Origin of the sequence: Pseudomonas sp. NY15364, from assembly GCF_048068235.1 — a bacterium.
GTDB lineage: Bacteria > Pseudomonadota > Gammaproteobacteria > Pseudomonadales > Pseudomonadaceae > Aquipseudomonas > Aquipseudomonas mendocina_D.
Genome location: NZ_JBLUPX010000005.1, coordinates 139,788 through 161,318, shown reverse-complemented (window position 1 = coordinate 161,318; position 21,531 = coordinate 139,788). Strand labels below are relative to the sequence as shown.

General features: G+C 61.2%; 16 protein-coding genes, 1 other RNA gene and 2 pseudogenes. 10 read left to right on the top strand and 9 right to left on the bottom strand.

Annotated features, from left to right (window positions below):
* Nucleotides 1-2,994 carry a Tn3 family transposase gene (locus ACNFCJ_RS06745; protein WP_003299771.1) on the top strand — a complete coding sequence of 998 codons (2,994 nt, stop codon included), beginning with the start codon at nucleotides 1-3 and terminating at the stop codon, nucleotides 2,992-2,994.
* A gap of 12 nt (nucleotides 2,995-3,006) precedes the next feature.
* Here the strand turns inward: ACNFCJ_RS06745 and ACNFCJ_RS06740 are convergent, their stop codons facing one another.
* The 3 genes from ACNFCJ_RS06740 to ACNFCJ_RS06730 are packed head-to-tail and all read right to left on the bottom strand — an operon-like array spanning nucleotide 3,007 to nucleotide 3,865.
* Nucleotides 3,007-3,219 carry a GDCCVxC domain-containing (seleno)protein gene (locus ACNFCJ_RS06740; protein WP_003089113.1) on the bottom strand — a complete coding sequence of 71 codons (213 nt, stop codon included), beginning with the start codon at nucleotides 3,217-3,219 and terminating at the stop codon, nucleotides 3,007-3,009.
* A gap of 7 nt (nucleotides 3,220-3,226) precedes the next feature.
* On the bottom strand, nucleotides 3,227-3,502 hold the full coding sequence (merP, locus tag ACNFCJ_RS06735) for a mercury resistance system periplasmic binding protein MerP (RefSeq protein ID WP_003150552.1): 276 nt from the start codon (nucleotides 3,500-3,502) through the stop codon (nucleotides 3,227-3,229).
* Nucleotides 3,503-3,514: 12 nt separating this feature from the next.
* Entirely contained in the window at nucleotides 3,515-3,865 is a 351-nt protein-coding gene (locus ACNFCJ_RS06730) for a mercuric transporter MerT family protein (RefSeq protein ID WP_003089115.1), read from the bottom strand.
* 74 nt (nucleotides 3,866-3,939) lie between these two features.
* Between ACNFCJ_RS06730 and merR the strand changes: the two genes are divergently transcribed.
* On the top strand, nucleotides 3,940-4,338 hold the full coding sequence (gene merR / locus ACNFCJ_RS06725) for an Hg(II)-responsive transcriptional regulator (RefSeq protein WP_003089120.1): 399 nt from the start codon (nucleotides 3,940-3,942) through the stop codon (nucleotides 4,336-4,338).
* A 408-nt stretch (nucleotides 4,339-4,746) separates the two neighbouring features.
* On the opposite strand, the gene ACNFCJ_RS06720 is transcribed toward merR, so the two are convergent.
* From ACNFCJ_RS06720 to ssrA, 4 genes and pseudogenes are all read right to left on the bottom strand, one after another.
* Nucleotides 4,747-5,667: a cation diffusion facilitator family transporter gene (locus ACNFCJ_RS06720; RefSeq protein WP_003463565.1), complete on the bottom strand. Its 921-nt coding sequence runs from the start codon at nucleotides 5,665-5,667 to the stop codon at nucleotides 4,747-4,749.
* 60 nt (nucleotides 5,668-5,727) lie between these two features.
* Nucleotides 5,728-6,006: pseudogene (locus ACNFCJ_RS06715) on the bottom strand (transposase); the annotation flags it as partial.
* Between the two features lie 37 nt (nucleotides 6,007-6,043).
* A pseudogene (locus tag ACNFCJ_RS06710) lies at nucleotides 6,044-6,844 on the bottom strand (transposase); the annotation flags it as partial.
* Nucleotides 6,845-8,536: 1,692 nt separating this feature from the next.
* Nucleotides 8,537-8,928, bottom strand: a transfer-messenger RNA (tmRNA) gene (gene ssrA, locus ACNFCJ_RS06705).
* Between the two features lie 128 nt (nucleotides 8,929-9,056).
* Here ssrA and ACNFCJ_RS06700 point away from each other — a divergent pair.
* Nucleotides 9,057-11,972: an ATP-binding protein gene (locus ACNFCJ_RS06700; RefSeq protein WP_416770495.1), complete on the top strand. Its 2,916-nt coding sequence runs from the start codon at nucleotides 9,057-9,059 to the stop codon at nucleotides 11,970-11,972.
* A 4-nt stretch (nucleotides 11,973-11,976) separates the two neighbouring features.
* Here ACNFCJ_RS06700 and ACNFCJ_RS06695 read toward each other — a convergent pair whose 3' ends face one another.
* Both ACNFCJ_RS06695 and ACNFCJ_RS06690 read right to left on the bottom strand, forming a co-directional pair.
* Nucleotides 11,977-12,222, bottom strand: coding sequence for a hypothetical protein (locus ACNFCJ_RS06695; RefSeq protein WP_013714364.1), 246 nt, complete (start codon nucleotides 12,220-12,222; stop codon nucleotides 11,977-11,979).
* Nucleotides 12,223-12,286: 64 nt separating this feature from the next.
* Nucleotides 12,287-14,140, bottom strand: a complete 1,854-nt coding sequence (locus tag ACNFCJ_RS06690; RefSeq protein ID WP_416770493.1) for a DUF4105 domain-containing protein — start codon at nucleotides 14,138-14,140, stop codon at nucleotides 12,287-12,289.
* Nucleotides 14,141-14,358: 218 nt separating this feature from the next.
* Between ACNFCJ_RS06690 and ACNFCJ_RS06685 the strand changes: the two genes are divergently transcribed.
* From ACNFCJ_RS06685 to ACNFCJ_RS06655, 7 genes are all read left to right on the top strand, one after another.
* The gene (locus ACNFCJ_RS06685) at nucleotides 14,359-16,848 is read left to right on the top strand and encodes a Lon protease family protein (RefSeq protein ID WP_416770491.1); all 2,490 of its coding nucleotides are present in this window, start codon (nucleotides 14,359-14,361) and stop codon (nucleotides 16,846-16,848) included.
* 165 nt (nucleotides 16,849-17,013) lie between these two features.
* Nucleotides 17,014-17,367, top strand: a complete 354-nt coding sequence (locus ACNFCJ_RS06680; RefSeq protein WP_416770490.1) for a hypothetical protein — start codon at nucleotides 17,014-17,016, stop codon at nucleotides 17,365-17,367.
* 140 nt (nucleotides 17,368-17,507) lie between these two features.
* Nucleotides 17,508-17,999 (top strand): TIGR00645 family protein, encoded by a 492-nt coding sequence (locus tag ACNFCJ_RS06675; protein ID WP_084341507.1) that lies wholly within the window; start codon nucleotides 17,508-17,510, stop codon nucleotides 17,997-17,999.
* A gap of 131 nt (nucleotides 18,000-18,130) precedes the next feature.
* Nucleotides 18,131-18,433, top strand: a complete 303-nt coding sequence (locus ACNFCJ_RS06670) for a DUF6482 family protein (protein ID WP_074860642.1) — start codon at nucleotides 18,131-18,133, stop codon at nucleotides 18,431-18,433.
* A complete protein-coding gene (locus tag ACNFCJ_RS06665) occupies nucleotides 18,430-19,830 on the top strand; it encodes an exonuclease domain-containing protein (RefSeq protein WP_416770489.1) in 1,401 nt (466 codons plus the stop codon). Before ACNFCJ_RS06670 ends, ACNFCJ_RS06665 begins: the two co-directional genes overlap by 4 nt.
* Nucleotides 19,827-21,362 (top strand): cryptochrome/photolyase family protein, encoded by a 1,536-nt coding sequence (locus ACNFCJ_RS06660; protein ID WP_416770488.1) that lies wholly within the window; start codon nucleotides 19,827-19,829, stop codon nucleotides 21,360-21,362. The genes ACNFCJ_RS06665 and ACNFCJ_RS06660 overlap by 4 nt, the downstream gene beginning before the upstream one ends.
* Entirely contained in the window at nucleotides 21,359-21,496 is a 138-nt protein-coding gene (locus tag ACNFCJ_RS06655; protein ID WP_416770486.1) for a DUF2256 domain-containing protein, read from the top strand. Before ACNFCJ_RS06660 ends, ACNFCJ_RS06655 begins: the two co-directional genes overlap by 4 nt.
* Nucleotides 21,497-21,531 lie beyond the last annotated feature (35 nt).

Here is a 21,531-nt window from a genome sequence, read left to right as displayed (position 1 = left end):
ATGCCGGTCGGTTTTCTGACTCAAGAGCAACGCGACGGTTTTGGCCGCTATGTTGATTCGCCCAGCCGTGAAGAGCTGGAACGTTACTTCCACCTGAGCGATGAAGACCGTGAAGCCATCCAGGTGCTGCGGGGTAACCATAACCGTCTGGGTTATGCCGTTCTGCTGACCACCGTCCGCTTCGTTGGCGTTCTGCCGGACAAGCCCGCCGCCGTGCCGGTGGAAGTCCTGCAGGTGCTTTGCCGACAACTGGCGATTCCAGACCCCGACTGCCTCCAGCGCTATAGCGATCATCGCCGCTGGATACATGCCACCGATATTCAGAACCGCTTTGGCTATCGTCATTTCACCGATCCGGGCATCGGCTTTCGCTTGAGCCGCTGGCTGTATGCCCTCTGCTGGACGGGCACCGACCGGCCGGGAGTGCTGTTTGAGCGAGCCACCTCGTGGCTGTTCACACAGAAAGTCCTCCTGCCTGGTGTGTCTCAACTAGAGCGCTTTATCGCCCAGTTGCGCAGTCGGGTCGAAGAACGCCTCTGGTTTACGCTGGGCCGCAGCGTGACTGAGGAACAGCGATTGCAACTGCAAGACTTGCTGACGGTGGCCGAAGGCAACCGCAGCTCCCGGCTGGATCAATTGCGCTCCGGCCCGGTCATGGTCAGTGGCCCCGCGTTGATTCGGGCACTGCGCCGGCTCGATGACGTGCGCGGCATCGGCATCACCTTGCCGGCGGCGGCGCACATCCCTCCCAGCCGTATCGCCGCCCTGGCCCGCTTCGCCAACACGGCCAAGGTCACCGCGATTAATCGGCTGCCGGCGTCGCGGCGGATGGCGACACTGGTGGCCTTCGCACTCTGCCTGGAGGCGACTGCGCACGACGACGCACTGGAAGTCCTGGAGGCCTTGCTGCGCGACCTGTTCAGCAACGCGGAGAAGGCCGACAAGAAAGCCCGCATGCGCAGCCTGAAAGACCTGGATCGGTCGGCCGCGACGCTCGCCGCCGCGTGCAAGGTCGTGCTGGACAGCTCGATCAGCGATGACAACGTGCGCGCCCGGCTGTTCAACGACCTGCCGAGGACCACCCTGGAAAAGGCCCTGGAAGAGGTCAACGCGCTGATCCGCCCGGTAGATGACGTCTATTTTCTTGCATTGGAAGCGCGCTACCGCAGCGTGCGCCGCTTCCTGCCCGACCTGCTCAAGCACATCCGCTTCGGCTTCAGCCCGGCCGGCAAGGGCGTGGCGGCTAGTCTGGAGTGGCTGCAACTGAACCTGCCGCGCCGGAAGCCAGAGGATGACGCGCCGCAGGAGATCGTGGCCAAGGCTTGGCAGAAGCACATCACCCGCGAAGATGGCTCCCTCGACATGGGTGCCTATGTGTTCTGCACGCTCGATGCGCTGCGCACGGCCCTGCGCCGCCGCGATGTCTTCGTCTCGCCCAGTTGGCGCTATGCCGACCCGCGCCTTGGCCTGCTCGACGGTGCCGAATGGCTGGCGGCGCGACCGATCATCTGCCGGTCACTGGGCCTGACCATCGACGCCAAAACCACCCTGGACGCCTTGTCCGTCGAGCTGGATGCAACCTGGCTGGCAGTAGCCGCGCGCCTGCCCGACAACCCGGCGATTCAACTGAGCGAGAACACCGAGGGCAAGACCGAACTGTCGCTCGGGGCGCTGGACAAGCTGGACGAGCCCTGCTCGTTGCTGCAACTGCGGGCGGCCGTGTCTGACCTGATGCCGCGTGTCGATCTGCCGGAAATCCTCTTGGAAATCGCCGCCCGCACTGGCTTTTCCGAGGCCTTCACCCATGTCTCCGAACGCAATGCACGCGCCGACAACCTGGTCACCAGCCTCTGCGCGGTGCTGTTGGGCGGGGCCTGCAACACCGGCCTGGAGCCCTTGATCCGCACCGACAACCCGGCGCTGCGCCGTGACCGGCTGTCCTGGGTCAGCCAGAATTATATCCGCGACGACACCCTGTCAGCGGCTAACGCCATCCTGGTCGGAGCGCAAAGCCAACTGGAACTGGCCCAAGTCTGGGGTGGCGGCGAGGTCGCCTCCGCCGATGGCATGCGCTTCGTCGTACCGGTGCGCACCGTGCATGCCGGCCCCAATCCGAAGTATTTCGGCACCGGCCGGGGTGTCACCTGGTACAACCTGATTTCCGACCAATTCTCCGGCCTCAACGCCATCACCGTGCCCGGCACGCTGCGCGACAGCCTGGTGTTGCTGGCGGTCGTGCTGGAACAGCAGACCGAGTTGCAGCCGACGCAAATCATGACCGACACCGGGGCCTACAGCGATGTGGTGTTCGGGCTCTTCCGCCTACTTGGCTACCACTTCAGTCCGCGGCTGGCCGATGTCGGCGGTACCCGCTTCTGGCGCACTCGCCCGGACGCGGACTACGGCAAGCTCAACGGGCTGGCCCGCCAGTCGGTCAAACTCGACCTGATCGCCGAGCACTGGGACGACCTGCTGCGCCTGGCCGGCTCGCTCAAACTCGGCCGGGTGCCGGCGACTGGCATCATGCGCACGCTGCAAACGGGAGATAGACCCACCCGGCTGGCCCAGGCGCTGGCCGAATTCGGGCGGATCGAAAAGACTCTGCACACGTTGACCTATATCGACGACGAGTCCAAGCGCCGCGCCACCCTGACCCAGTTGAACCGAGGCGAAGGCCGGCACAGCCTGGCCCGCGCCGTGTTCCACGGCAAACGCGGCGAGCTCCGCCAGCGCTACCGCGAAGGCCAGGAAGACCAGCTCGGTGCTCTGGGCCTGGTGGTGAACATCATCGTGCTGTGGAACACCCTCTACATGACGGCGGCCGTGGAACGGCTCAAGCAGCACGGCTATCCAGTGCTGGAAGAGGATTTGGCCCGGCTATCGCCGCTGATCTACGAGCACATCAACATGCTCGGGCGGTATTCCTTTGCGGTACCGGAAGAAGTTGCGCGCGGCGAGCTGCGGCCACTGCGTAATCCAGACGACGACCTGTGATCCCCCTAAACGCTATGAGCAACACCCAAGCTGCTGCTGGATCGGCGGGCACTTCACCGAGCCGAACGAACAGAAAACGCAGCAATCCCCTGGGTTGGGGCGCAGCAGCGCCTTGCAGTTGCTGCACTCGTAATAGAACTGGCAGGCGTCCGTGGGCATGGTTTCCGGCTTGGCGAAGCCGCAGCGCGGGCAAGTCAGCACGGACTCAAGGACAATGGCGCTCATCGTGACCTCACTTCTGCACTGTGGAGGGGTATCCCGCGTTCGCGGTCGCCTCAGTCAGTGCCTCGGGCTGGGCCTTATCGGGATCGTAGGTGACGGTCGCCGTCTTCTGGTCGAAATTGACCTGGACGTCACTCACGCCGGACACCTTCTCCAGCGACTTCTTGACCGTGATCGGACAGAGTCCGCACGTCATGTTCTGCACGTCGAGCGTGACGGTTTTCGGGGGAGCCGCCAGCGCCACGAAGGGCAAGGCGAAAAGCACGGCGATCAGCAGTTTGCGCATGGTTAATCTCCTTCAGTAGAACAGCGGGGCGAGCCACGGCACGGCCAATAGGCCGAGCAGCAGCACGCTGACGATCCAGAACACGAGTCGCTGTCGCACGAGCGTGCGCGGATCGGCGCAGGGTGTACCTGGCGTACAAACCTGTGGCACCAGGTAGAGCTTGCGGAATGCCAATCCCAGGAACAGTAGAGTCAACCCGATGAAGAGGGGGCGTAGTGGCTCCATCATGGTCAGAGCGCCCACCCACGTACCGCCGACACCGAGTGCCAACAGCACCAGTGGCCCGACACAGCACACCGACGCACCGATGGCGGTCAGCGAACTCGCGACCAGCGAGCCTTTCCCGGTGAGTTGCATCCCCATTCCCATCTCCTGAGCCTGATTGCCTAGGTGCTATTCTAAACTCCGTACCAAAGTACGGAATCAAGGAGAAAGTGATGGCCACAGAGCTGACCATTGGCAAGCTGGCAGACGCCGCCGGGGTGAACGTCGAGACGATCCGCTACTACCAGCGACGCGGGCTGCTGGATGAACCAGCCAAACCCTTGGGTGGCCATCGGCGCTATCCGGTGGACATGGTGAAGCGACTGCGTTTCATCAAGCGGGCTCAGGCGCTGGGTTTCACGCTCTCGGAAGTCGGTGGACTGCTGACGCTGGATGAGTCGTGCGCCTGTGCCGAAACGCGAGCACGGGCTGCACGCAAGCTCGCGTTGATCGAGCAGAAGATGGCCGACTTGGTCGTCATGCAGCAACTGTTAGGCGAACTGGTGCAGCAATGTGATGCGGGAGACGGCGGAACGATCTGCCCGATCATCGAGGCACTGATCAGAGAGTAATGCCTGGCGGGTGAGCTGGAGATCGGAAAGCCCCTTTACGGTGGGATTCAGAGCTTACGTTGGTTTTTGGTTCCATTGCTCCCCAAACCCCTACATGAACCGTTTCCAGATCACACCCGAAGAGTGGGCGCTGGAAGCACTGTTCGGCGAATCATTCGCCCGCTACCGTGCACGAGTCCGCCGCTGGCTCTGAGCGTCGGCGGCGGTAGCGACTGGCGGGGCTTACTCGTCGCGGCAGCCTGCTGAAGGTGCCACGACCTAGCCTGATCTCCTCGTGGCGAGCTACTTTGGCCACATGCCGTTAGCATTTCTAAGGTCAAGGGCATAGCGCCAACGAGTGACGCACGCGAATTCGCTCCGTTGATATCGAGCTAACTGTCAGGTGACAGCGGTAAAAGCAAAGCAGGCTTATGCTTCGCTGCGATGATTGTCGGCCTGCCTGGTGTCGATACAAACACTGCCGTCTAGCTCCATTTCAAGTGTCGAGTGGCTGACTTTGAATTGCTCATGGAGTACTCGTTTTAAATCGGTCTTCACTCGTTCGATATCAGGCAGACTAGCCTTCTTTATGACAACGTGGGCTTCCAATGCAATTGTATGTTCCGCGATTTCCCAAACATGTACGTGGTGAACACTCTCAACATCGTCTACTTGCTCCATGACGTTGATTATATCGGCGATGGAAACTCCTTCTGGTGCGCCCTCCATCAACAAGTGAATGGTTTTAGGCAGCATGCTAAAGCCCTGCCAGAGCACGTAACCAGCAATCATCAATGTCACTACAGTATCCGTCCAGTACCAGCCGTACAAAAGAATCAATGTCCCGGCGACAACAACGCCGACGGAGGCTAGTGCATCCGATACATTATGCAGGAATGCCGCCTTTATATTCATGCTGTCCTTAGACATTGTGTAGGTGAGCAAGGCCGTGGCGATATCTACAATCAAGGCTATTCCCGCCACCACGACCACTGTCCAACCCTCAATAGGCTGAGGGGAATATAACCGACCTATAGCCTCGTAAATAAGGTAGAGACCGATGATAATCAACGAGACCAAGTTGATTAAGGCCGCTATGGTTTCACTGCGTCGGTAGCCGAAGGTTTTAAAAGCATCCGGCGGCCTGCGACCGATCTTACGCGCGATTAGCGCAATAACCAGTGATGCGGCATCGCTCAAATTATGTAGCGCGTCAGCTATAAGCGATAAGCTGCCAGAAAGTATTCCTCCAACAACTTGTGCCAGAGTTAACGCAGCATTAACGCCAATGGCAGCGATTAAACGCTTATCGCCTATGGCTTCGGTGTTATGGTTATGTTCGTGGGCCATTGGTTTTTACCGCTCCTAAAAAATAAAGTAAGACAAGGGTAGGCGGTTGCAGAAGCTGAGTGCAACACGGTTACGCAGCATGTGGGCCACCAGTTCGAAGCGCTCGCTGCCCGGCACAAGCTTGCGCTTGGGGCGACAAACCTGGCGCCGAATGTTCATCTGTTGCTGGGCGCAGCGGGCCGAGTAAGCACCACTACTGCCTCGATTGCGCTTCAGCTCTCGGCTGATGGTCGAGGGCGACCTGTCAATCAGGCGAGCAATGCCGCGCAGGCTGAAGCCTTGAGCTTGACTGAGTTGAATGATGGCGCGCTCTTCGACGCTGAGTTCGGAATAGGACATAGGGGCAGCACCGTACCGGAAAGGTCAGGTGTTGCACTCAGTTTTCGCGGCCGCCCTTCCTTGGATGTCCATTTTTCCTGATTTCCTTGCGCTCCGCTTGGCGGGCTCGGGTCAGCAATGGATAGGGTTTCTGCCTTCGCTTTACTGCTCTCGGCTCCATTCGGCCTGACCGGCCACCTACGCGTTGTTGGGCAATGAGCATCAGAAGCTGATGGAAGCACTCATCAATATCCGATCCATCAAATTGCCGCCAAGCAAGCCACAGCTGCAGGGTGTGCTTGAAGCTCAGCTGGCGTGGCAGACAGTCCGCGATTGATGCCGATTGCACCATGAGCAGCCGGATCAAGTTGTGCGCCAATAGATAAACCCACAGCTCCTTCACTGCCATGGCGGCCGTTTTGCAGCTCAACATCTCCAATCCCATCGTGGTCTTGAGATTGCGCAGGTCCAGCTCGACGTGCCACCTGTCTTTGAACAGCGCCTTCAAAGCCGCTTTTGGGGTTTCGCGAGCGCAGCCCAGCGTCGTAACCAGGATCTTGTTTCCCGCTTTCAGCTCCCGGACCTCCAACTGATCAGGCGCTTGCTCGTAGCTGGCCTGGCTCATCCAGGCGGGCCGTTTGCGAGGCTTTTCCAGGGTGATTAGGTGATCGCGCGTGCCAAGACGCGTACCTCGCCGGAAGTCAGTACTCCGTCGGCGAGCACCATATTGTTCGAACACGCCATCAATACCTCTGCGCTGCAATTCACAGAGTAAAAAGTAGGTCGCGTAGAAGGCGTCCCCCAGCAAAACATCCCCAGTATTCAAGGTGTCGAGCATCGAACGCAGCAGCGTCTGGTCGTGCGCATAGCTGATGAGCGCGCGTGCCAGCTCGAAAAACTTCTTCGCTGTCCTGGCATTCAAAGGCTCGTACTTGCCGCTCTGAATAATCTGACTTAGGGGCTGATAGCGAGTGGCGCGCAAGCGATGACGATTTTTGGGGTAGCTGCGCAACTGATCGCGCAAAGCATTGAAGTCCGCGCGGGTCAGCGTGCTGAGTGGGCGATGACCGCCGATTAGCTCTGCAAGTCCTTCCAGGCGAGCATGCATGGTGATGCGGGTGCGCGGATTCTTCCATGCCCCTTCGCGTACCTGGCGCTCTTCGAACTCCCGGATGAGAGCGCCGAAGTGCCGGCAGTTCTCATGAGTGAGTGGTGGCTGGATCAGCAGGTCGTTGGAGGCGGGTGCCTCAAACAAGGCTTGTAGCTTTGCGTTTTGGGCGGGTGACAAAACACTGCCGAGAGCATTCAGCAGTGCAAGCGTGCCGGCGTCCTGGGGTGCTGTGACGGCGTCGTTTGCCGCGCTCATGTCGGGGAGGGTGTACATGGGCTCTGCAGGTGGGATGGGGCCAAGCATGCGCCGGATCAGGTCCTGAATTTCTTGCAGGGCGCGTTCGTAGGCATCCGCTGAAGGGGCTTCGATGAAGCTTTTAACCAGAATCTTGTCGATCTGGCCGAGGCTGAAATGCAGCAGGATCGACGCGAGGATCGGTGAACTAGTCAGCAGTTCGACCCGCAGTTTGTCGGGGTGGCAAGGCACGCCATTGAGCCGCGCGCCGGTCAGCGGAATAAGGAGAGTATAGAGCCCGCTTTCTTCCTGAAGAATTTGAAAGTTTTGGCAGAGGGTTAGGCGGTCGAGCTGTCCCGAGATCCGGCTGAAGTGAAACATTACGCTGTGCGCGGAGCGTGGAAGGCCCGGCGGAATATGCAGCAGATGGCGACCCTGGTCGGGGCGGGCAAAACACAGGTACTCGTAGAACGACAGCATCGTGATAAGTGGATGCCCGGTTTTGAAGATGTTCTTAGCCATCGGGGTGGTTTCCAGCACTGTGATTGCGCTGTAGATGTAAGCGGCAGCCGCGTTGGCGGTGACTGGGTCGTTAGTGCCGAGCGGCCAGTCAAAGCGGGTGAAACCGAATTTGAGGGCTTGGCGCAGGGCTTCGCTCGGATACAAGGCGAAGTGGATTTCCCCGCCTGGTTCATTGCAATAGAGCACGATGTGCTCTTGGCACTCTTTCAGCAGGCGCTCATGCCCGGCGCTCAGATCAGAGTTAGCCAGTACGGCAGGTGCAGGGCGGAGCGCCCAGATTTTCAGGTGGCTCTCCGTAAAACGGCTGATTTCGGCGTGAACAATGGCCAGGTTTGACAGAAAGCCCTCAGGATCCAGCTCAATCGTGTCGGCGCTGCTGCGCCTCATCAGATCTTCGAAACGCGGGTTGAGATATTGGGCGAGATCGCGTGCGAGCGCTTCATCATGGCCGAGTGACCAGCGGATTTGTGCTGGTAGCTGCGGGTGATTGCCGATATAGCCCGGGAAGGTGAAGTAGTACTGGAAGCCAGTTTTGGCTTGATAGACCAGGTGCTGAACACCGGTTTTGCTTTGACGCTTGGACATGATGGCATACCTATTTGGATTCACAGTTGGACTGTGTGAAATCCAGTGCCATCAAATCGTGCCTGAAACCCGCGTTTTAGACGGGTTCCAGGCTTTATTTGGTGGAGCCGGGGGGATTTGAACCCCCGTCCGCCAGTTCTCCACTGTTGGTACTACATGCTTAGCCGTGTCTATTGAGTTAACCCTCAGCCGCCCGACGGGCAGGGTGCATTGGGCGAGTTGTGTAAGTTTTAGCCACTTCGTCCACAACGTACTACGCGGCGATCCTGTTCTGCATGACAATCACTTCAGGTTTACAGGCATCCCCTAGTGATCGCTGGAGCCGAAGCTACCAGAAGGACTAGTCGCGCCGCTTACGCAGCGAGAGCGTAGCCCTCGTAGTTTTCGTCATTGGCAACTATAGAAAGTTGCAACAGTTGATTTACGACTTCTGTTACCAAGTCGGCATGCACCTCGAGCTTCGCTACCGGCGTCGAATCCTAATCGGCCCCAAAACTTCGCGGTTACTAATAAGACGGCAGTCTACGGCAAAGGTTCCTCTGCGTCGACTGCGGATTCCATCGCAGGGCGCTATGATGTCCCCTGCGTCTGTCTGCGCTTGCCCCCGGAAGGAGCCTCAATGCCGAGTTCTAGCCGCTACCCTCTGCGTCAGTGGATCTGGCGGGCGTTTGTGCAAAGTGCGCTCATACCGCTGATTCTGGTGGAGTCGGTGCTGATCGCGGTGTATCTGCTGAGCAATCAGGCGATTCGTGATGCGCAGATCGAACACTTGCAGGAAACGGCAGTCAAGGATCTGGCCAGTGCCGCGCAACGTGAAGGACAGATCATCGATGGGCGCCTGCGCTCCATCGAGTCGCTGGTGCAGGTTTATCGTGAGGCCGTGTACGAGGCGTTGCTCGATAAGCGCTTCCGGGCCGATGAGCTCGAGCATCAACGCCACGCAGTCACGGACAGTGGCGTGTTCTATACCCGCAGCGATGACGGGCGCGCAGCATCCTTTTATGCCAACAGTACGCCGCTGGCGCAGCAGGATCACGCCAAGGCCATGCGGCTGTCGCAACTCGATCCGCTGATGCGTTCGATCCAGCAGGCCAATCCGTTGGTGGCGGCGCTGTATTTCAATACCTGGGACAGTTACAACCGTATCTATCCCTGGTTCGATACGCCCGCGCAGTATCCCCACGACATGGTGATACCCGATTACAACTTCTATTACCTGGCCGACGCCAAGCACAACCCGCAGCGCAAGGTGATGTGGACCGAGGTGTATCTCGACCCTGCCGGCCTGGGCTGGATGATGTCGGCCATCGCCCCGGTGTATCGCGACGATTTTCTCGAAGGTGTGGTCGGTCTCGACGTGACCGTCGGCCAGATCCTGGGCGAAATTGCTGAGCTCAACGTGCCCTGGCAGGGCTACGCGATGCTGGTCAGTCATGACCACAACATCATGGCGTTGCCGAAGGCCGGGGAACGGGACTTCGGTCTGCGTGAGCTGACCCAATATTCCTACGACGAAGCCGTGCGCCGTGAGGTGCTCAAGCCCGAAGACTTCAACCTCACCAAGCGCGAGGGCATGGCGTCGCTGTTGCAGGCGATGAATGAAGGTAATGGCAGCGCGCAAGAGGTGATGCTCGGTGGCCGCAAGCAGTTGGTGGCCTGGAGCGAGATTCCGCAGACCGGCTGGCGCCTGTTGCTGGTGGTGGACGAGGAGCAGATCTTCCATGACACCAACCAGCTGGCCGAGCGCTACATGCAGATCGGTTATCTGCTGATCGCCGGTCTGGCCGGGTTCTACCTGTTGTTCTTCGCCCTGATGTGGCTGCGCTCGCGCCATCTGAGCGACCAGTTGTCGAGGCCCATCAATGGCATCGTCGACATGGCCGCCAGCCTCGGTCAGGGCAAGTATCTGCCCGCCGCACCGGACAGCCATATCGCCGAGGTCAGCCGCCTGGCTGATGCCGTGCAGCAGGCCGGCAAACAGCTCAAGGCCAGTGAGCATGAGCGGCAGGAGGCACAAAGCATCCTGCAACTGGTGCTGGAGAGCACCACTGAAAGTCTCTGGCAGATCGATACGCGTGATCTCACCATCGAGCTCAGCGAGCGCTTCGTGCGGCGTTTCGGCCTGGGCGCGAGGCATCTGACGCTGAGCGAATTCAACCAGCGCGTGCATCCAGATGATCTGGAGCGCCTGCGCCATCTGCGCAAGTTGTTCGCCGATAATGGCGAGGAATATTTCGACGCTGAGTATCGCTATCTCGATTGCCGTGGCGAGTACCTCTGGTTGCTCAGCCGAGGCAAGGTTCTTTTGCGTGACGAGAGCGGCTGGCCGCTGCGAATCGCCGGCACGCACGTCGATATCACCCGGCTCAAGCAGGTGGAAGATGACCTGCGTCACGCCAGTCTCGAGGCACTCGCCGCCAGCCAGGCCAAGAGCCGTTTCCTATCGAGCATGAGCCACGAGCTGCGCACGCCGCTCAACGCGATTCATGGCTTCGCCCAGTTGATCGAAATGGAGGCGCAGGACAAGCACGATGCCAAGCTGGAGACCGACTACTCGCGTGAGATCGTCAGCGCCAGCCGCCATCTCACCTCGCTGGTCGATGACATCCTCGACCTGTCGAGCATCGAGAGCCGGCGCCAGCAGTTGCAATTCCAGCCAATCGAGATCGGCAGCCTGCTCAAAGGGTGTGCCGAGCTGGTGCAGCCCGAAGTGCAACAAAAACAGCTGCAACTGCAAGTAATGGAGGCGGCCGATCCGCCCTTGTTCGTGCAGGGCGACCCACGTCGGGTGCGACAGATTCTGCTCAACCTGCTGTCCAATGCGATCAAGTACAACAGCCCGCGCGGGATGATTCGCATGGGCTACGAGGTGCGTGCCGACGGTGTGCGATTGTGGGTCGACGACACCGGACCAGGGCTTTCCAGCGAGCAGCAGGCGCAGCTGTTCCAGCCGTTTCAGCGCCTCGGCCGGGAAAGTTCGAACATTCCCGGTACCGGTATCGGCCTGGTGCTGTGTCGCGAACTGGCCACGCTGATGAATGGCGAGATCGGCGTGCGCAGCGAACCGGGAGTGGGCAGCCGTTTCTGGCTTGACATACCCAGTGCTGCCAGCCCTGATGGACAGGCTGACGAGGCAGCCGAGGCGCCGGCGCAGGTCGTGAAAAGTCTGGTACAGGTGCTGTGCGTGGAGGATCACCCGGCCTGTATGAAGATTCTCCAGGCATCCTTGCGTGAGTTTGCCGAGGTCAGGGGAGTGGGGTCCTGCCAGCGGGCACTAGCCGAATTGCAGGACAGTGAACCAGCGCTGGTGCTGCTGGATATCGATTTGCCCGACGGCAGCGGACTCGAGGTGCTCGACGCCATGCGCGCCGAGCCTCGCCTGCGTGATGTGCCGGTGATGGTGATCAGCGCAGTGGCCGACGCCCGCTTGTTCGAGGATGCTCGGGCACGCGGAGCGTCAGCCTGCCTGAGCAAACCGGTGGATCTGCAAGAGGTCAGGCAGGTGGCGCTGGGGCTGCTTTACAGCGGCTTCTGAGCCTTCACTCGCTGGCCGACAGCAGGTCCAGGGCTTCGCCGAGTACCTTGACCGACTCGGTGTGATCGCCAGCCTTGTGCAGGGCTTCGCCCTCGGCGCGCAGCTCCTTGACCTTGGCCAGCACCTCGGGGTCGGACGGTGGATCGCTTTGCAACAGTGCATCGATCTTGGCCATGTCCTGCGGGCAGTGCATGGCCCACAGCGGCAGGCTGATCAGGGCCGCGGCGAGAAACATGAGCGTGCGACGCATGATGACTCTCCTGAAGCGGGGGTGGAGGCTTCAGTATAGAAGCTCGCCTTCAGCGTGCTGCCCTTTAGTAGTGATACCAGCGCAGCTCCAGTTTCACTTCATTGACCGGGCTGGCCAGCTGGCTGAATTCGCGCTGGGCGCTCAGGCGCAGGCCGAGGTTGCGCGAAACTTCCCATTGCTGGTTGAGCGATAGACGTCGGCGCACTTCGCCATTGTGGAAGTAATCGCCTGCAGCTTCCAGGGTCATGTTGCCCAGCGGGTTGCGCCAGAGCAGTCCGCTGTTGAGTCCGACTGCCGGAGAGATGACGGCGGCAAAGTCCTCGTTGTATTCCAGGCGTGCGGTGCCGAGGGCAAAGCCCAGTAGGTCGTCGTGCAACTGCCAGGTGGCGCCGGCACCACCGCTGATATGGCCGACCAGTCGGTTATCGCCATCTTCGCCTAGCACCCGCTCCAAACCGCCGCCGATCTGCCAGGACAGCGGCTGCAAAAGGGCGTTGCGTGGTGTCAGCGAGCGGATGTTGGCCAGATCCAGGCGTTGCAGCTGCCAGTGGTTGTTCTCGTACTGGCGCAGCTTGAGCTGGAAGATCTCGATCTGCGCGCCGAGCGGGAAGCCGTCGAGGTTGTCGGTGAGATCGTGGTACGCCATGCGCAGGCCGTACTCGGCAAAGGCGCGATCATCGCGGCTGCCGCCAGTCAGTTGCCAGGTGCGTGATTCGTGGCCTTCCTCAGGCAGCGGCGGGCGCTCGACTTCCAGCGGTGGCGGCGGATTGCGGTTGATCGCACCGAGCAACTGGAAGCTGCGCTGGGCGTTGCTGCTGAGCTCTTCATCGTTGGCGTGGTAGCGCACCAGACGGAAGGCGGCGTCCTGGATCAGGGCGCGGCGTTCCGCCGGCAGGGCGAGGAAGGCGCTGTCGTCGAGCTGCGTCGGGTCTTGGCTCAGGCGCAGGACCCAGGCCTGTTCGTCGCGCTCCAGCGGTTCAGCGCGGGCCAGCAGTTCGCGCTCGCGCGAGGGGCGGTAGTCGATGCGTTCGATCAGCCCGGCATCCTTGACCGCGCGCACGGTGTCGGTGGGGATGGCAGTCAGCGGGAAATGTTCGGTCAGCTCGATGCCAGGGCGGGCGATTTCCAGCAGCTCCAGCAGGCGGTAGGAGCAGTTCTCGTCGAAGAAAAAGTAGTCGAAGCGGATCTGCTTGAGTTCCCAGACGTGCTCGACCATGCGCGCGGTTTCTTCCGGCGTCAGGTTCAGCCGGTATTCCCACAGGTCGCGATTTTCCAGGCGGTTGTATTCGCTGAGTTTTTCGCGGTACGGCACCAGGGCGAACAGGCCGGGATAGCCGCCCATCAGGCCGCGCCAGGCGTAGAGGATGCTGTTGTCGTCACCTTCGATGAAGGCGCCGAAATTCAGCGCGTAGCTGAGTAGTGCGGTGTTGTGGCTGTCGATATCGGCCTGGTCAATGCGCAGCAGTGTGTGGCCGAACATCGATGACGGGCTATTCAGGTAGGCCGCGGGGAACACCAGTACCGTGCTATGTGGATTGACGTCGGCGAACCAGTTTCGATATTCGGCGCAGTCGGGGCTGGGCAGGTCATCGAGTTGCAATTGCGCCTTGAGCCAACGGGTGCGCGCCGGGTAGACGCACTGTGGGTGGCGGTCGCCCAGCTCGGCAGGTTGGTACAGCGCCTTCAGGGTCGCATGCAGTTCGGCTGCCGGGTCGCTGTCGCCATCTTCGGCTAGAAAGAAATCGTCGTCGTCGACATAGCTGCGCCAGCCGCCGAGCTTGCCGGTTTCATAGTGGCCGAGGGCGATCCAGTAAGGATCGTTGGCCAGTTGTTCGAGCGTGGCAGCATGCAGGGGAAGGCTGAAGCTCAGGGCAAGGACGGCGAATATCCGTTTCAAGATCGCTGTTCTTCTGGTCATGGCGATGGCCGAGCTTTGGCCAGTCTGTCGATTGGTGTCAAGGCAGTCGACGTCGGCATTTTGCACAAGTGCTGGCCGGTGTCCGTTGTGGGGAGGGCGCGGCGCATCACGGTTGAGCCGCTCTTCATTTTTTGAATCAAGCCTTGATCCCTTTCGCGCCACAGGCCCAGAATCGCCCCATGTTTTGCGGAAACTTCCGCCCGCTATAAGGATTGCCAATGTCCAAGCGTAGCCTCGATGCTTTGCGCCTTGCCCCCGACTCACTGACCCGCCCCTTCGCCCCCGAGCAATTCAACTTCAGCAGTACCGATGACCTCGAACCCTTCCGCGGTGTACTGGGCCAGGCTCGCGCTGTCGAAGCCCTGCAGTTCGGCGTGGCCATGCCGCGTTCTGGCTACAACGTGTTCGTCATGGGCGAGCCCGGTACCGGACGCTTCTCCTTCGTCCAGCGTTACCTCAAGGCTGAAGCCAAGCGCATGGAGACGCCAGCCGACCGGGTTTACGTCAACCACTTCGACGAACCGCGTGAGCCGCGTGCGCTGGAGCTGCCAGCCGGCACCGCGAGCGATTTCATCGCCGACATCAACCTGCTGATCGACAACCTGCTGGCCACCTTCCCGGCGGTGTTCGAAACCCCGACTTACCAGCAGAAGAAAAGCACCATCGATCGCGGCTTCAACAAGCGCTACGACCAGGCGCTGGACGTGATCGAGCGGCTGTCGCTGGACAAGGGCGTGGCCCTGTACCGCGACAGCACCAATATCGCCTTCACCCCGATGGCCGACGGCAAGGCGCTGGACGAAGCCGAGTTCGCGCAACTGCCCGAAGCCGAGCGTGAGCGCTTCCACGCCGATATCGCTACGCTGGAAGAGCGCCTCAACGAGGAGCTGGCCAGCCTGCCGCAGTGGAAGCGTGAGTCGAGCAACCTGCTGCGTCAGCTCAATGAAGAGACCATCACCGTTGCCCTGCAGCCGCTGCTGGCACCGTTGTCGGAGAAGTACGCGGAAAATGCCGATGTCTGCGCCTATCTCCAGGCCATGCAGGTCAACCTGCTGAAAACTGCCGTCGAGCAACTGGTGGATGTCGACAAGGCCGACCCGCAACTGCGCAAGCTGCTGGAGGAGATGTACTGCCCGAGCCTGGTGGTTGGTCACCATGCCAACGGCGGTGCGCCGGTGGTGTTCGAGTCGCACCCGACCTACGACAACCTGTTCGGCCGTATCGAATACAGCTCCGATCAGGGGGCGCTGTACACCAGCTACCGGCAACTGCGCCCCGGCGCGCTGCACCGCGCCAACGGCGGCTATCTGGTGGTCGAGGCAGAAAAAATGCTGAGTGAGCCCTTCGTCTGGGAAGCGCTGAAGCGTGCGCTGCATTCGCGCCAGTTGAAGATGGAGTCGCCGCTGGGTGATCTCGGCCGCATCGCCGCCGTCACGCTCAACCCGCAGGTCATCCCGCTGCAACTGAAGGTCATCATCATCGGCTCGCGTCAGCTCTATTACGCGCTGCAGGATGCCGATCCCGACTTTCAGGAGATGTTTCGCGTCCTGGTCGACTTCGACGAGGACATCCCGCTCGCCGAGGAAAGCCTGGAGCAGTTCGCGCAACTGATGAAAACGCGTACCTCGGAAGAAGGTATGGCGCCGCTGACCGGTGCTGCTGTGGCGCGTCTGGCTACCTATAGCGCACGCCTGGCCGAGCATCAGGGACGTCTGTCGGCGCGTATTGGCGATTTGTTCCAGTTGGTCAGCGAGGCGGACTTCATTCGCCAGCTCGCTGGAGAAGGCCTCACCGATGTCGGTCACATAGAGCGCGCTCTCAAGGCCAAGGCCACCCGCACCGGGCGCGTGTCGGCGCGGATCATCGACGACATGCTGGCCGGCATCATTCTTATCGACACCACGGGTGCGGCGGTGGGCAAGTGCAACGGTCTGACTGTGCTGGAAGTCGGCGACTCGGCTTTTGGCGTGCCAGCGCGGATTTCCGCCACGGTCTATCCCGGCGGCAGTGGCATCGTCGATATCGAGCGTGAGGTCAGCCTGGGCCAGTCCATCCACTCCAAGGGCGTGATGATCCTCACCGGCTTCCTCGGCAGCCGCTACGCACAGGAATTCCCGCTGGAGATTTCCGCCAGCATCGCCCTGGAGCAGTCCTACGGTTACGTCGACGGCGACAGCGCGTCACTCGGTGAGGTCTGCACGTTGATCTCGGCGTTGTCGCGCACGCCGCTCAAGCAGTGCTTCGCCATCACCGGCTCGATCAACCAGTTCGGTGAGGTGCAGGCGGTCGGTGGTGTCAACGAGAAGATCGAAGGTTTCTTCCGTCTGTGCGAGGCGCGCGGCCTGACCGGCGAGCAGGGGGTGATCATCCCGCACTCCAACGTCGCCAACCTGATGCTCGACGAGCGCGTGCTGCAGGCCGTGCGTGCCGGCCAGTTCAACGTCTACGCCGTACGTCATGTCGACGAGGCCCTGAGCCTGCTGGTCGGCGAGGCGGCTGGTCACCCGGATGAAAAGGGCCGCTTCCCCAAAGGCAGCGTCAACGCCCGTGTGGTCGAACGTCTGCGCGATATCGCCGAGATCGGGCTGGAGGAAGAGATCAAGCCGGCTGACGCGGACAAGGCGAAGGCCGAAGCCGAGGCGGCTGCTGTGAAACCGGCCAAGGCGCCGCGGCGTAAGAAGGGAGAGGGTGAAGGCGCTGTGGGCTGAGCAAATATTGCACGATTGTCACGGATCGCCCGGGGCAGGTGCATCTTGATTGTTGCTCACTACTCATGCACAGAGTTATCCACAGATTGCGTGGATAACTTTGGCCTTCACAGTGCGGCGGCTCGGGGTGTAGGCTGAAGCCTCGATTCTGCGAGGGTCGCCGCCATGTCGCGCAGCCTCTGCCTCACCCGTCAATGCCTGGGCCTGGTCACTCGCATCGAATGCGTGATCAGGCCACTGGCAGGAGACAACGGACGTTGGACACTGCTTTGCGCGGCCGGTATGTCGGGGGCGCAGCCTTCCGCGATCAAGGCGCAAGGTCCGTTCTATGGGCCTTCCGTCGCCGAGGATGCCCTGGCGGCGATTGCCGATAGTCTGGCTCTGCAGGGCTACGTCGAATGCTCTGAAGCGCCGATCTGGCGTCTGCACCTGCAGGCCGAGTTACGCCGGGTCAATGGTGAGCGGCACAGCGCTGCCGGGCCCTTCCAGCGCCATCCTGAAACCGACGGACAGAGCTGAAGCGCCCGAATCATGGCGCGTTCGGGTAATCCGGGCGTTGCCGCCGTGCTGGGGTTATCCACAGTGCTTGTGCAGCTTCTTTTGGCGCAATCCGATGGGTATACTCGCCGCGATTTTTCCCCTCCTTCAGTGAGTCCTCCATGGAACGCTTCATCGAAAATGCCATGTATGCATCGCGCTGGTTGCTGGCGCCGATCTACTTCGGTCTTTCTCTCGCTGTGCTCGCTTTGTCGGTCAAGTTCTTCCAAGAGCTTTATCACATCCTGCCGCAGATCTTTTCCCTGGCCGAAGCCGACGTGATTCTCAAACTCCTGTCGCTGATCGACATGGCGCTGGTCGGTGGGCTCCTGGTGATGGTGATGCTGTCCGGCTACGAGAACTTCGTTTCACGCCTGGATATTCACGAAGGCACCGAGAAGCTCAGCTGGCTTGGCAAGATGGACTCCAGCTCGCTGAAGATGAAAGTGGCGGCGTCCATCGTGGCGATTTCCTCCATCCACCTGCTCAAGGTGTTCATGGATGCGAAAAACTACGATCTGGAGTACCTGAAATGGTACGTGATCATTCACCTGACCTTCGTTGGCTCGGCCTTCGCCATGGGCTATCTGGACAAGGTCACCAAGCACGACTGATCCGAAGCCGCCTCGCAACCGCCCGTCCGAACGTGACGGGCGTTTTGCTTTCTGGGCTTGAGCTTTTTCTTTATTGTACAAGAATTGCTTTTGTATAAGTTCTTGTATAGTTAAGGCCGGAGGCAAGCCTGATGAACCTGAATGATCTGTCCACCCACGCCCAAGCCGGGCGCGTCGACGAACTCAATCTGATCTCCCTAGAAGGTGGCATTTATCTGCTCGAAGCGCGGATGGAAGGACGTGCCCACCCGATTCTTACCGACCAGGGCAGTACGCTTAACCTGCGTTCGGTAGAACATGCGCGTGACGTGCTGCAGGAAATGCCGGCGCTGCCGTTCTTCCTGGTGCACAGCTCGGTACATGATGAAATGTGCGGCATGCCATCGGCTGACAATAGCCTGCGCGTACCCATCGCCTTCCGTTCTGGCTGGTGACGGCGACGTTCGCTGCAGCCGCCACGCTGCAGGGCAGGGCCCTGGCAGTTGTGGAGGTGAAGACCACGGGCGTGCATCCAGCGCGCGATGCCATCTGGGAGCTGGCGATCATTCAGGTCGATGTCGACGGTACTGTCGAAGCGCGCCTGCACTGGCTGTTCGAGCCTGGCGTGGCCGTACCCCCGCCGTTGCTCAGCCTGGCAGGCCTGCATCCGTTGGAGTTACGTGGTCAGCCGCGTATCGAATGCGAGGCGCAAGCCATTGCCGAGGCCATTCGTGGCCGCGTGCTGATAGGCCACAACCTGCGCTTCAGCCTGGCGTTCCTGCGCCGCGTGCTGCCCGAGTGGAAGCGCCTGCGCCCACCCCAGCTGTGCACACTGCGTCTGGCCAGAGCGGCACTGCCAGAGCTGGCGAGTGGCGGCTTCGATGCACTCTGTAGGCATTTCGGCATCGCGCGGTTTTTCCGCGATCGTGCGGTGCCGGATGCCGAGGCCGCCCTGGCCTTGGCCCGGCACCTGTTGACGCGTGTGGCGCCGTCGGCGCTGGGCAGTCAACTGCGTAGCGCTGCACGTCCGCCCCTGCTGGCGGCGGAGCGTTTCGCCCGGTTGCCGGAGCGGCCTGGCGTGTATTACTTCCTGGGTGATAGCGGGGCGCAGCTTTACGTGGGCAAGAGCCGTAATTTGCGCCGTCGGGTGATGTCGCATTTTCAGAACGATCACCGCGACCGTCGCAGCCTGCAGATGGTGCAGCAGATTCGCGACGTGCAGCTGGCAGTCACTGCCGGTGAACTGGGCGCTCTGCTGTTCGAGTCCGCCGAGATCAAGCGTCTGCAACCCTTGTACAACCGTCGACTGCGCAAACAGCGCGAGCTGTTGACCTGGGCGCTGGCGGGTGAGCCTGGTGAGCTGCACATCGAACTGCTGCAGCACCAGGCATTGAGGCCCGGGCTCAGGCATGTTGGGCTGTTCCGCTCGCGTCATCAGGCGCGCCAGTGGCTACTGGAGCAGGCGCGCGAGCGGCGTCTGTGTCTGCGCGTGCTGGGGCTGGAGGAGGGCGAGGGAGCCTGCTTCGCCTATCAACTGGGGCGCTGCGCGGGCGCCTGCTGTGGTGAGGAACCGCGCTCGGCCCATGACAGGCGGCTGCTTACTGGTGCCGAGCGCTTGCAGACCCAAGCCTGGCCCTGGAACGGGCCGGTCGCGCTGGTCGAGCGCGACGAGCAGCACGGCCTCACTCAGTGGCACGTGCTCGATCAATGGCGTCATCTCGGTACGGTCGACAAGCTCGATCATGCCCAGCCGCTGCTGGCCGCGTGTCGTGGCGGTTTCAATCTCGATACCTATCACATCCTGATCGGCCATCTGCGCCGCCATCCGAATATGGAGATCGTGCCGCTGTGAGTGCGCGCCGTCTGATTCTGATCCTGGGTGACCAGCTTACCCATGGCCTCGGTGCATTGAAGGACATCGACCGCGAGCACGACCACGTGCTGCTGGCCGAAGTGATGGAGGAGGCCAGTCATGTGCCGCATCACCCGAAGAAGATCGCCCTGATCTTCAGCGCCATGCGCCATTTCGCCGAAGCCTTGCGTGAGCAGTGCCAGCAGGTGCATTACGTGGCCCTGGACGATCCGGACAACACGGGCTCGTTGCCGGGCGAGCTGCTGCGCTGGACGCAACGGCTAGACCCTGCCGAGGTGCATCTGATCGAGTGCGGCGACTGGCGCCTGGAGCAGGCGCTGCGGCATTGTGGCGTGCCGATCCACTGGCATCAGGACAGCCGCTTTCTCTGCAGCCGCGATGCGTTCGCTGCCTGGGCCAAGGGGCGCAAGCAGTTGCGCATGGAGTTCTTCTACCGTGAGATGCGCCGCGACAGCGGGCTGCTGCTCAACCCGGACGGCACGCCAGAGGGCGGTGCCTGGAACTTCGATGCGGACAACCGCAAGGCATTGCCCAAAGGCGTGCGTCCACCCGCGCCGCTGAGTATCGAGCCGGATGCCATCACCCGTGATGTGCTGGCGCTGGTCGAGCGGCGTTTCACCAGTCATTACGGCAGCCTGGAGGGTTTTGATTATCCGGTCACGGCCGAGCAGGCCGAACGCCTCTGGCAGTATTTTCTGGCCCAGGGCCTGGCAGACTTCGGTGACTACCAGGACGCCATGGCCGATGGTGAGCCATTTATCTTCCACTCGCGGATCAGCGCTGCGCTGAACATCGGCCTGCTCGATCTGCGGCGGATCTGCGCCGAGGTCGAGGCTGCCTATCGTGCCGGCGACGTGCCGCTGAACGCCGCCGAAGGCTTCATCCGTCAACTGATCGGCTGGCGCGAATACGTGCGCGGCATCTACTGGCTACGTATGCCGGAGTACGCCGAGGGCAACCGCTTTGGCAATTCACGAGCGCTGCCCGAGTTCTACTGGACCGGCAAGACGCGGATGAACTGCATGCGTCAGGCTATCGGCCAGACTCTGGAGCATGCCTACGCGCACCATATCCAGCGGCTGATGGTCACCGGTAACTTCGCCTTGCTCGCTGGCATCGCGCCCAAAGCCATCTGCGACTGGTACCTGGCCGTTTACATGGACGCCTTCGACTGGGTGGAGCTGCCCAACACCCTGGGCATGGTGATGCATGCCGACGGTGGCTACCTCGGCTCCAAGCCTTATTGCGCCAGTGGTCAGTACATCAAACGCATGTCCAACCATTGCCAGGGCTGCAGCTACAAGGTGAGCGAGAGCACCGGCGAATCGGCCTGCCCGTTCAACGCGCTGTACTGGCATTTTCTGATGCGCCACCGCGAGCCTCTGGAACGCAACCCGCGCATTGGCATGGTCTACCGCAACCTGGCGCGCATGACCGAGGCCAAGCAGCAGGCGCTGTGGGACTGGGGCGAGCGCCTGCTGGCCAAGCTCGATGCCGGGGAGATGCTGTGAAGAAAAGCGAGTTGCCGGTGAAGACCTGCGCGGTCTGCGGCCTGCCGTTCAGCTGGCGCAAGAAGTGGGCGCGCTGCTGGGACGAGGTGCGCTACTGCTCCGAGCGCTGTCGGCGTGGACGCAACGCCAACTAGGCACGAGGCTGTCGCCGCTAAAGCGACTCCCACAA